The organism is Natronospira sp. (genome assembly GCF_007134575.1).
GTDB classification, from domain to species: domain Bacteria; phylum Pseudomonadota; class Gammaproteobacteria; order Natronospirales; family Natronospiraceae; genus Natronospira; species Natronospira elongata.
In genome coordinates, this window is record NZ_SLKM01000305.1 from 1 (window position 1) to 11,271 (window position 11,271).

Genomic DNA, 11,271 nt, shown 5'->3' on the forward strand with positions numbered 1-11,271 from the left:
CGCGACCCGGTAAGTGCCGCGCGCAAGGGCAGGAAGAGTTTCTTGCCCTTGGCACCGGTGAGCTGGCGAATGCGATCCACCCAGGACTGGTAGTCAGTTCCCGCCGACTCCAGAGCATCCAGTGCCGATTCGAAAAATTCGCGCCCGCTCTCCTCGATAACGCTCACGGCCTCAGCCGGCATGGGGTCAAGATCATCAAAGAGCCGGTGGGCCCAGTCGCGGGCGTCACGCGGGAAGACACAATTGGGCCTGATCAATTCGGCGAAGGCCCGCGCCTTGCCCGGCGGTACCGCGTCGGCCACGGCAGCGGCCATCCATTGCCAGGCTTCTTCTCCATTCAGGCGAGCCACCGCCTGTTTCTGCCAATAGAGCAGTTGCCCGGCGTCGTAACGCGCCGGTGCCTTGCCGATCCGCCCTGGATCAAAATCCGCCGCCAGCTCATCCAGGCTCCGAAGCCGTTCTTCGTCGTCATAGCGATGACCCAGGCGAGCCATGTAGTTGAGCAGCGCCAGAGGCAGATAGCCCTCGTCCCGGAACTGGCGAATGCCGAGGCTGCCAGCCCGCTTGGACAGAGGGCCGCCGTCGCTGTCGGCAATCAGGGGCAAATGGCCGTACTCGGGGGTGAGCAGGTCCAGGGCCTTGAGCAGCATCAACTGCCGGGGCGTGTTGGTGAGATGATCCTCACCCCGCATGACATGGGTGACGCCCATCAGGGCGTCATCGACGGCGTTGCTGAAAAAGAAGGCCGGAGTCCCATCCGTGCGGCGAATCACGAAATCCCCGATCTCATCGGTCCGAAACTGCTGCGGGCCGCGAACAAAATCCTCGAACGACACCGTCTCATTCGCCTTGACCCGGAACCGCCAGGTGGCCGGCTCACCCGCTTCCAGTTTGCCGCGCGCCTCAGCCTCGGACAAACCCGCGCAGGCCCCGTCATAGCGCGGCGGCTGCCCCGAGGCACGCTGAGCGGCACGCAAACGCTCCAGGCGCTCCCGGCTGCAGAAGCAGGGATAGCTGTGGCCCGCCGCCTGAAGACGCTGGAAGTAATCTTCGTAGATATACTGACGCTGGGACTGACGGTAGGGACCGGCGTCACCGCCCGCCTCGTGCCCCAGCTGCCAATTCAGGCCCAGCCAGCGCAGATCCTCCATCAGGGATTGGAGAAACTCATCGCGGGAGCGCTCCGGATCGGTATCCTCCACCCGAAGCATGAATTGCCCGCTGCGGCCTCGACTGAACAGGGCATTGAACAGGGCGGTCCGGGCGTTGCCGACGTGAATATGGCCGGTCGGGCTCGGGGCGAAGCGGGTAACGGTCGTGTTGGGGGCTGTGTCGCTCATGGCGGGGCATCATAGCCGATACGGCCGGTGCGGACAAAGCGGTCGGTGGTGGATTGCTCAATTTGCGACCAGAACCGCTAGAATGTGGGGCCTCGCAATTGCCATCGGAGGAGAAGATGCCCGTCAAGCTGTTGCTGATCGTGATCGGCCTGGCCTTGCTACTGCCGACCCGGGCGGTGGCCTTCAACGACCATCTGCTGCTGGACACCGATCGTGGTGAGATTCTGATCCAGCTCAACTTCGCCCGCGCGCCGCTGACCGCGGAAAATGTGATGAGCCTGGCGGAGGCCGGTCACTACGATGGCCTGATCTTCCACCGGGTCATAGAAGATTTCGTGATTCAGACCGGCGGCTATGACCCGGACATGGAGGAACGTCGCAGCGAGGAACAGATTCCCAATGAATCCGGCAATGGTTTGAGCAATGAGCGGGGGACCGTGGCCCTGGCACGGGGCTCCGATCCCCATTCCGGCAGCGCCCAGTTCTATATCAACCTGTCCGACAACAGCCGCCTGGACCCACGTTCAACCCGCTGGGGCTATGCGGTATTCGGTCGGGTTCGGGCCGGGATGTCGGTGGCCGATGAGATTGCCGGCCTGCCCACTGGTGGCCGAGCACATCTGAGCAGTGATGTGCCCGAGGAAGATGTCCGTATTCGCCGGGCTCGCCCCATGAGCTACGAGGAGGCCGAGGCCTGGCTGCAGGACAGAAATAACGCATCCGACGAGGAAGACTGAAAACGATGGCTAGCACCCTGTTCATCTCCGATCTGCATCTGTTTCCCTCGCGCCCGGAAATCACTGGACTGTTTCTGGATTTTCTCGACGGGGAGGCTCGCGAAGCCGAATCGCTGTACATCCTCGGCGACCTCTTCGAGGCCTGGATCGGTGACGATGCCATGCCCCCCCACGATCAGGAAGTGGTGGCCGGCATGAAGGCCCTGAGCGACAGCGGGGTGCCCTGTTATTTCATGCGAGGCAATCGGGACTTTCTGGTGGGCGACGACTTTGCCCGGGCCAGTGGCTTCGAGATTCTGCCTGACCCCACCGTCATTGATCTGCATGGCGAGCCGGTACTCCTCATGCACGGCGATTCACTGTGCGTGGATGATCACGACTACATGGCGTTCCAGGAGCTGGTACGCAGCGAGGCCTGGCAACAGGATTTTCTATCCAAGCCGGTAGCGGAACGGATCGAATTCGCCAAGCGTGCAAGAGCGGAGAGCATGGCCCGAGGCCAGGAAAAGTCCATGGAAATCATGGATGTGAACAAGCAGGCCGTCGAGGAAGCCATGAAGGAGGCCGGTGTCCGCCGCTTCATTCATGGTCATACCCATCGGCCTGCCATCCACGACATCGAAGTTGACGGCCAACCCGCCCAGCGCATCGTGCTCGGGGACTGGTACGAACAGGGCAGCGTCCTGCGTGTCAGCGACGGCCAGTACGACCTTCAAACGATCCCGCTTGAGTCACGGTAGCGCCGGGCGGCAGTCCTGAACGGGCCGGGGTGGCCCGGAATGGAAGCGGAACTGAGAGTCAGGCCGGGTGATGAGCTGAGCTTCAAGTTCGGCAAACGCCACAACCCGATCGTCCACCGGTGCCTGGTTGAACTGTTCCGCCAAATGGAGATAGTCCCTGAAGTGCCGAGCCTCGGACCGCAACAGGCGATAATAGAAACCGCCGATCTCTTCATCCAGCTCCGGTGCCAGACGTTCGAACCGCTCACAGGAGCGGGCTTCAATGAAGGCCCCACAGACGAGCAGATCCACCAGCTTCTCCCGAGCACCGGCGCGCACGCCCTCCCGCAAGCCCGCAGCATAACGAGACGGGGCAATGCGACGATAGCGGTAGCCACGCCGACGAATGATGGCCAACACCTGCTCGAAGTGCCGTAGCTCCTCACGGGCCAGACGAGACATCTTGTCCTGCAGCTCATCCCACTCGGCATGGTCATGCATGAGCTTCATGGCGGTGGCCGCGGCCTTGCGTTCGCAATGGGCATGATCGATCAGCAGGGTTTCTTCCTGCTTCAGGGCCTCGGCCACCCAGGCGTCCGGTGTCGGGCAAGGCAGAAATTCCCGTATGCCCTCGGTGAGGGATGGATCAACTTCGCGAGCCATTACTGAGTCCGTAAACCGATTATCAGATCATTGACATTGGTACCGGTGGGACCGGTGTCCACCAGGTCCCCGCTGGCAGCCAGGAACCGGCCGGCATCCGCGTAATCCAAGGCATCCTCCATACTCAAGCCGGCTTCCATTCCGCGTGCCACAGTGCCGCCGTCCACAACGGCCCCGGCATCACCCTCCGGACCATCAAGACCGTCACTGCCACAGGCCAGCAGGTAGCAACCGTCCTCGCCGGCAATGCGATCCGCCGCCGCCAGGGCCAACTGCTGGCAGCGGCCACCCCGCCCGGGCGTGGCGGGCAATTCCACCGTGGTTTCCCCCGTCCAGATGAATATACCGGGCTCGGATGCAAGGATTGCTTCGGCCAACTCCCGCCCCACATCGGCGGCATCCCCTTCCAGCCAGCGGGGTGATGCTGCCACCGGCAAGGATTGCTGGCCGGCCAGATCGGCCACGGTTTCACGAAATATGGCCGCATCGGCGAGCAGATGGTGGGGGATTCGGGGCACGCCAGATGGATTTACAGGAGCAGTGAGAATACTGACCCAGTCAGGCAGCAGAGGCAGTGCCCCCTCCAACGGTGGCAGGAATGGCCCGGAGGCCAGGGCCGCATCCATGCCCGGCGGTATGTCGGCAATACAAAGCACGCGGGCGTCACGCTCACCCAGACGACGAGCCAGTCCCCCGCCCTTGATCCGGGAAATGGCCTGGCGAACCCGGTTCACTTCGACGATATCCAATCCCGACGCCAGCAACCATTCGTGTACGGAGAACAACTGTTCTTCACTGACGCCGTCTCTTGGCGCCGCCATCAGACTGGAACCGCCCCCGGAAATCAGCACCAGCAGGCGGGCATCGGTGGGCAGCTCATCAATGAAGCGTTCGGCAGCAGTGCCAGCAAGAAAACTGCCCGCACCGGGCAGGGGATGCTGAGCAGCAATGCACTCAACCCAGGAAGGCATGGCCGAGGCGGGTTGATCATCGGGATGAATTACCAGGGCCTGACTGGGAGGTCGGGAGAGGGAGTCCAGAGCGCCGGCGGCCATGGACAAGGATGCCTTTCCCACTGCCAGCAAGTGCGTCGGCGGTGCTTCCGGATCGTTTTCCAGGGCCATTCGGACCAGCCGACGACCGCTCATGCAGGCGACACCTTCCCGGTACAGCTGAAGCAGCAGATCTCTTGGTGCCTTGTGTCCTGCAGTCATGGCGGCATCTTCAATTCGAGTTATGCAGATCGATCACGCCCGGGTAATTGGCTTCACGCTCCTGCTTGGCGCCATCGGAGCGCTCCTGCGCCAGTCTGGAAAGATAGTCCGGACTCACATCACCGGTGACGTACTGGCCATCAAAGACCGAGGTATCGAAACCCTTGATGGCCGGATTGCCTCGACGGATGGCCTCCAGCAAATCCGGCAATTCCTGATAGAACAAGCGATCGGCGCCGATCAATTCGCAAATCTCAGCATTATTGCGCTCATGGGCAATCAGCTCGCTGGCCGCCGGCATGTCGATGCCATAGACATTTGGGTAACGGACCGGCGGCGCGGCAGAGGCGAAATAGACATTGTTCGCCCCGGCATCTCGCGCCATCTGAATGATCTGACGCGAGGTTGTCCCACGCACGATGCTGTCATCGATGAGGAGAACATTCTTGCCGCGGAACTCCAGATCGATGGCATTGAGCTTCTGGCGCACGGACTTCTTGCGCTGCTGTTGCCCGGGCATGATGAAGGTTCGGCCGATATAGCGGTTCTTCATGAAGCCTTCGCGATATTTCACACCCAACTGGAAGGCCACTTGCAGTGCGGCGGTACGGCTGGTGTCAGGGATGGGGATGACCACATCGATATCGTGATCGGGCCATTCCCGATTGATCTTCTCGGCCAGGGTATCCCCCATGCGCAGACGGGCCTTGTAGACCGAGACATCGTCGATAATGGAGTCTGGGCGGGCGAAATAGACAAACTCGAAAAGGCAGGGATTGGTCGTAGGCTTCTCGGCACACTGGCGGGAATGGAGCTTGCCATCCATGTCGATGAGGATGCCTTCGCCCGGCGCCAGGTCCCGTTCAAGCTCGAAACCCAGCACATCCAGGGCCACGCTCTCCGAGGCCACCATGTACTCCCGCCCATGCTCGGTCTCGCGAGAGCCAAAGACAAGGGGACGAATTCCCCAGGGATCGCGAAAAGCCACCAGACCATAACCGGTCACCATGGCCACCGCGGCATAGCCCCCACGACAGCGACGATGAACCGCGCTCACCGCGGAAAAAATATCATCGGGACTCAGTTGCAGCTTGCCACCCTGCTGCAGCTCATGGGCAAAGACATTCAGGAGGATCTCGGAATCCGAGTCGGTATTCAGGTGCCTCAGATCTTCCCGGTACAGGAGATCCCGCAACTCGGTGGCATTGGTGAGATTGCCATTATGGGCCAGTGCAATCCCGTAAGGTGAGTTGGTATAGAGGGGTTGAGCCTCCGCCGAGCTGGAACTGCCGGCGGTGGGATAACGACAGTGACCGATCCCCAGGTTTCCTCGCAGCCGGAGCATGTGCCGGGTTTCGAAAACATCCCGAACCAGGCCATTGCTCTTGCGCAGGAACAGCCTCTCTCCTTCACAGGTCATGATGCCTGCCGCATCCTGACCACGATGCTGGACGACGGTCAAGGCTTCATAGATTGCCTGATTGACGGGGGAAGTACCCATCAGCCCCACGATGCCACACATGGCGAGTTCCTCTACTTACGATATGTTCAGAAGGGTGTGCCGCTCAAAGCAGATCCAGGTCCTGGACCAGGTTGTCGGGCAGAAATCCCGCCATCCAGGTGGCAATGGGTTCCATCAAGGGGATGAATACCGATTCATTCCACCAGGGATCCCGATTGACTTCCGTTACCAAGCCCAGCAGGACCAGTGCGCCTACCACCAGCACACCACGGGCAGTGCCGAAGACCACGCCAATCATGCGGTCCGTGCCACTCAGGCCGGTCTTCTTGACCGCCAGACTGACGAAGTGATTGATCATGGCTCCAATGATCAAGGTCACGATGAACAGGGAAGCGAAGGCGACCAGCAAGCGCACGGTGGGCGTCTCGATGGTGCCCGTCAGCATGGCATCCAGGGTATCCACGAAGGTCAGGGACACCCAGAAAGCCATGATCCAGGTGGCCAGGGAGATGGCTTCCTTGACGAAGCCCCGCATGAGGCTGATCAATGCGGATATGATGACAAGCGCGACTATGAAGTAATCGACCCAGACCATGCCCCATCCAATCCCCGCACGCTTTCCCTCGAGAGTCCGGCTCGAATAGGCCGGACGGACGCGAGCCGGAATTCTACCAGATCAGAGAGCCTCAGGGGTGGGGCACGGGACTGGCACTATGGCCGGTCTGGGATTCAATCCGCCTGGCCAGACCCTGCGCCGACTCCCGGTCAGTCTCCAGCCCCACACGGACCCGATACAAGACCTGCTCATCCCGCTCATAGCGCATGATGAAGGCCTGAAAACCCTCGTCCCGCAGCTGGGCGATCAGGCGCTCGGCATTCTCCCGATCGCCAAAGCTGCCAACCTGGGCACTCCAGCCGCTGCCGGCAGGGGCACCAGGGACCGCTTCGTCTTCGGACTTGGCAGACTCCTCCGGCTCGGGCTCGGGCTCGGGCTCGGGCTCGGGTTCCGGCTCGGGTTCCGGCTCGGGTTCCGGCTCCGGCTCCGGTTCAGGCTCGGATTCAGGCTCGCCTTCATCCGCCCGACGGGGGTCCGACTCATCCAGCGGGCTCACTTGGACCAGCTCATCATCGTCTTCCTCGGGTTCTGGACGAAACAGATCATCATCGTCCTCCTCCGGGGACTCATCCCGGGCATCCCGCTCCCGCAGGTCCAGCCGGGTAACCGGCAATTCCCGCTCATCCTGAGGGCGGTCCAGACGCACCGAACGCTCACCCTCCTCTGGCCCGCCAAGCATCATGGGCAGGATGATGATCGCCAGTGTGAGCAACACCACCAGGCCAATCAGGCGTTCCTTAAGCTTGCGGTCCAAGACGGTACGCTCCCGAATCGATCAGCGATTGCCAATACCCACAGTGTGCCCCGCAGCATCGACCTGGCGCAACACGGGGCCGACGGTCATGAAGGAACCAAGCACCAGCAAGCGGTCGCCGGGGTTGGCGCTGGCCCGGGCCGCGAGCCAGGTCTCAACCGGGTCGGCATTCTTCACTCGGGTGTGGGCGGCAGGACAAGCAACATGGATGCGCTGATCCAGGCCCTCGGCACTGAGCCCCCCCTGAGCGGACAAATCAGCAGGCCACCATTCGTCCACTTCACCGGCCAATGTCGTCACCACACCAGCAATATCCTTGTCCGCGCGCATACCAATGATGGCCCGGGTCTGCCCATTCACGGGTCGGGCACGCAAATAATCCATCAAGGCCAGGGCGGCATCCGGATTATGGGCCACATCGAGCAGGGTTTCGGGCTGGCCGGCCAGTCGTTGAACCCGGCCGGGGGGCTGCAGCGTGGACAGGACCTGACGGACCCGCCCCGCATCGGCCAGAACCTCCGGCGCCAGCAACGACACCGCCTGCATGGCCGCGGCCGCGTTGGCCCGCTGCCAGGGCATATGCCACCAGGGCTCGAGCCCGAGCCCATCCAGCCGCGCTTCGTTGGATTCCCAGAACCAGCTATCTCCGTCCTGGCCCCAGACAAAGTCACGCTTCCCAAGCAGCAGCGGCCGCGCGCCCGTTTCCCGGGCTGCCTCGGCCAAAGGTCCATCTCGGTCCGCCACCACAACGGGTCGGGACGGCCGACAGACACCGGCCTTCTCCCGGGCAATGCCGGCAAGATCGTTACCGAGCCACTCGGCATGGTCGAGTGCCACCCGGGTCAGCAATGCCACATCGGCATCAATGACATTGACCGCATCGAGACGGCCTCCCAGGCCGACCTCCAGCACGGCATGGCTTACCCCGCGCTGTCGAAAGATCGCCAGCGCGGCCAGGGTGGTGTATTCGAAATAACTGAGACTGATGGCGCCACGGGCGGCCTCCACGGCCTGAAAGGCCTGGAGGATCTCGGCATCGGAGGCCGGAAGGCCGTCAATACAGATACGTTCGTTGAAATCGATCAGGTGGGGCGAGGTATAGCTGCCCACGCGATGTCCGGCAGCGGTCAGCAGGGCTGCGGCGACTGCCACCGATGAGCCCTTGCCATTGGTACCGGCCACGGTGAGAACACGAAAGGGAGGACGGTCGAGCCCCATGGCCTGGCAGACCGGCCGAAGACGCTCCAGACCCAGGTCGATGGCACTGCTGTGCAGGCCTTCCAGCCAGCGCAGCCACTGCGTCAATCCGGCCTTGGGGCCGGGCGCGGTAGGAGCAGGCTGGCCGGCTGGTTTCATTGCCCGCAACTGCCCCGGCCGATCAGACCTGGGTCAGGCGCTGGCGAGTCATGATGGCCAGCACATTGGCCAGGCGCTGGCGCATCTCGCGACGATCCACGATCATGTCCACCGCCCCATGCTCTACCAAAAACTCACTGCGCTGGAAGCCTTCCGGCAGGGTCTCGCGCACGGTCTGTTCAATCACCCTGGGACCGGCAAAACCGATCAAGGCCTTGGGTTCGGCGACATTGAGGTCGCCCAGCATGGCCAGGCTGGCGCTGACGCCGCCGGTAGTGGGGTCAGTGAGTACGGAAATGAAGGGAACGCCCTGTTCGGACAAGCGCGCAAGCGCAGCGCTGGTCTTGGCCATCTGCATCAGAGACAGCAGGGCTTCCTGCATGCGGGCGCCACCACTGGCGGTAAAGCAGATGAGAGGACAATTGGCCTCCGAGGCAGCGGTGGCCGCACGGACGAAGCGCTCACCGACCACCGAACCCATGGAGCCGCCCATGAAAGCGAAATCGAAGGCGCAGGCGACCACGGGCATGCCCTTGAGCCGACCTTTCATGACCACCAGGGCATCTTTCTCACCGGTCTTCTTCTGCGACTGGACGATGCGGTCACGATACTTCTTGCTGTCCCTAAACTTGAGGGCATCCACGGGCTCCACCCCATCCGCCAACTCGGCGGCGGAGTCCGCATCCAGAAACATTTCCAGACGGCGACGGGCACGCAAGCGCATGTGATGGCCGCATTTGGGGCAGACATGCTCATTGCGCTCCAGGTCGGAACGATAGAGCACCGAATCGCAGGCCGGACACTTGGTCCACAGCCCTTCCGGCACGCTACGGCTGCGCCCCTGGGTCTTGATACGGGAGGGAACGAGTCGCTTGAACCAGTTCATGACAAGGCCACGTCCTTTGCATTGCCGCCACTACGCGCCCCGTCCAGGGCCTCGCGCAGAGGCTCGATGAATTGACGAGCGGCCCGGGCCGGTTCTTCACCCTGCCCCGCCGCTGCATGAAGATGTTCCACCAGGGCGCTGCCAACGATCACGGCGTCGGCCACCCGCCCCACGGCGGCCGCACTGTCGGCATCACGGATGCCAAAGCCCACGCCCAGTGGCAGCTGGGTGTGCTGCCGCAAACCGGCGAGGCTCTCGGCGACCGCGTCCACATCCAGTCCGCCGGCCCCGGTCACGCCCTTGAGGGACACATAATAAACGAAACCGCTGCCCAGCTCCGCAATTCGGCGACGACGGACCTCGCTGGTGGTGGGTGCCACCAGGAAGATCATGTCCATACCGGCCTCGCGCACCGCCGGCGCCAGCTCCGCGGATTCCTCGGGTGGGGAGTCTACCAATAGCAGACCATCCACCCCCGCCTCCGCAGCAGACTGAACAAAGGCCTCAGTGCCCATGATTTCCACCGGGTTGAGGTAGCCCATGAAGATGACCGGCGTGTCCTGGTCTGTCTCCCGGAAGGCGCGAACCGCAGCCAGACTGTGCTTGAGGCGTTGACCGGCGGCCAGGGCCCGCTCGCCGGCAGCCTGAATGATACTGCCGTCAGCGACCGGGTCGGAGAAAGGCATGCCCAGCTCGATCATGTCGGCACCCCCCGCCACCAGGCCATGCATGACGGCCACGGTCTCATCCGGTGACGGATCACCGGTCATGATGTAGGGGATCAGAGCGGCCCGATTGGCCGCGCTCAGGGTCTTGAAACGTGCTTCGATCCGGCTCACAGCGACACCCCCTCTTCGGCGGCGACCGTGTGCATATCCTTGTCACCTCGCCCGGAGAGGTTCACCAGCACATGCTTGCCCTTGCCGAGGCGTCGCGCCAGCTTGATGGCATGGGCCACGGCGTGAGCCGATTCCAGCGCCGGCATGATGCCTTCCGTGCGACTGAGGCGATGGAAGGCATCCAGGGCCTCTCGGTCGGTCACATGACCGTATTCGGCCCGCCCCACGTCCTTCAACCAGGCGTGTTCGGGACCGACGCCGGGATAGTCGAGGCCGGCGGAAATGGAATGGGTATGAATGATCAGCCCATCCTCGTCCGTCATCAGATAGGTTCGATTGCCATGCAGCACCCCGGGCCGACCGGCGCTCAATGGCGCCGCGTGACGACCGGTTTCCACCCCGTCGCCTGCCGCTTCCACACCATGGAGGGCGACCTGGTCATCGTCCAGGAAGGGGTGAAAAATGCCGATGGCATTGGAACCGCCACCCACACAGGCCACCACGGCATCCGGCAGCACACCGGCATCGGCCTGCATTTGCTCCCGGGCCTCTTCGCCGATGACTGACTGGAAATCCCGCACCATCATGGGATAGGGATGGGGGCCAGCGACGGTGCCGATGATGTAAAAGGTGTCGTCCACGTTTGCCACCCAATCGCGCATGGCTTCATTGAGGGCATCCTTCA

Annotated in this window: 12 protein-coding genes; 2 read left to right on the forward strand and 10 right to left on the reverse strand. The window is 62.7% G+C overall.

Annotation, left to right across the window (positions count from 1 at the left end; all coding sequences use genetic code 11):
* Positions 1-1,340 (reverse strand): glutamate--tRNA ligase (gene gltX / locus ACJWXQ_RS12245; protein WP_406672913.1); only part of this gene is annotated, 1,340 nt, incomplete at its 3' end.
* Between the two features lie 116 nt (positions 1,341-1,456).
* On the opposite strand from gltX, the gene ACJWXQ_RS12250 reads away from it, so the two are divergent.
* Both ACJWXQ_RS12250 and lpxH read left to right on the forward strand, forming a co-directional pair.
* Positions 1,457-2,077, forward strand: coding sequence for a peptidylprolyl isomerase (locus ACJWXQ_RS12250; RefSeq protein ID WP_346049869.1), 621 nt, complete (start codon positions 1,457-1,459; stop codon positions 2,075-2,077).
* A gap of 5 nt (positions 2,078-2,082) precedes the next feature.
* The gene (lpxH, locus tag ACJWXQ_RS12255) at positions 2,083-2,817 is read left to right on the forward strand and encodes a UDP-2,3-diacylglucosamine diphosphatase (protein ID WP_346049867.1); all 735 of its coding nucleotides are present in this window, start codon (positions 2,083-2,085) and stop codon (positions 2,815-2,817) included.
* Here the strand turns inward: lpxH and ACJWXQ_RS12260 are convergent.
* The 9 genes from ACJWXQ_RS12260 to ACJWXQ_RS12300 all read right to left on the reverse strand — a co-directional run.
* A complete protein-coding gene (locus ACJWXQ_RS12260; protein ID WP_346049865.1) occupies positions 2,809-3,459 on the reverse strand; it encodes a tRNA isopentenyl-2-thiomethyl-A-37 hydroxylase MiaE in 651 nt (216 codons plus the stop codon). The two genes, lpxH and ACJWXQ_RS12260, sit on opposite strands and share 9 nt — an antisense overlap.
* Positions 3,459-4,673 (reverse strand): DUF4147 domain-containing protein, encoded by a 1,215-nt coding sequence (locus ACJWXQ_RS12265; RefSeq protein WP_346049863.1) that lies wholly within the window; start codon positions 4,671-4,673, stop codon positions 3,459-3,461. Before ACJWXQ_RS12265 ends, ACJWXQ_RS12260 begins: the two co-directional genes overlap by 1 nt.
* Positions 4,674-4,683: 10 nt before the next feature.
* A complete protein-coding gene (gene purF, locus ACJWXQ_RS12270) occupies positions 4,684-6,195 on the reverse strand; it encodes an amidophosphoribosyltransferase (protein ID WP_346049861.1) in 1,512 nt (503 codons plus the stop codon).
* A gap of 43 nt (positions 6,196-6,238) precedes the next feature.
* A complete protein-coding gene (locus ACJWXQ_RS12275; RefSeq protein ID WP_346049859.1) occupies positions 6,239-6,730 on the reverse strand; it encodes a CvpA family protein in 492 nt (163 codons plus the stop codon).
* 91 nt (positions 6,731-6,821) lie between these two features.
* Entirely contained in the window at positions 6,822-7,505 is a 684-nt protein-coding gene (locus tag ACJWXQ_RS12280; protein ID WP_406672914.1) for an SPOR domain-containing protein, read from the reverse strand.
* A 21-nt stretch (positions 7,506-7,526) separates the two neighbouring features.
* Positions 7,527-8,861, reverse strand: a complete 1,335-nt coding sequence (gene folC, locus ACJWXQ_RS12285; protein ID WP_346049855.1) for a bifunctional tetrahydrofolate synthase/dihydrofolate synthase — start codon at positions 8,859-8,861, stop codon at positions 7,527-7,529.
* A gap of 22 nt (positions 8,862-8,883) precedes the next feature.
* Positions 8,884-9,747 (reverse strand): acetyl-CoA carboxylase, carboxyltransferase subunit beta, encoded by an 864-nt coding sequence (gene accD / locus ACJWXQ_RS12290; RefSeq protein WP_346049853.1) that lies wholly within the window; start codon positions 9,745-9,747, stop codon positions 8,884-8,886.
* Positions 9,744-10,586: a tryptophan synthase subunit alpha gene (trpA, locus tag ACJWXQ_RS12295; RefSeq protein ID WP_346049851.1), complete on the reverse strand. Its 843-nt coding sequence runs from the start codon at positions 10,584-10,586 to the stop codon at positions 9,744-9,746. Before trpA ends, accD begins: the two co-directional genes overlap by 4 nt.
* On the reverse strand, positions 10,583-11,271 hold a 689-nt coding region (locus tag ACJWXQ_RS12300), incomplete at its 5' end, for a pyridoxal-phosphate dependent enzyme (RefSeq protein ID WP_406672915.1). The genes trpA and ACJWXQ_RS12300, both read right to left, overlap by 4 nt.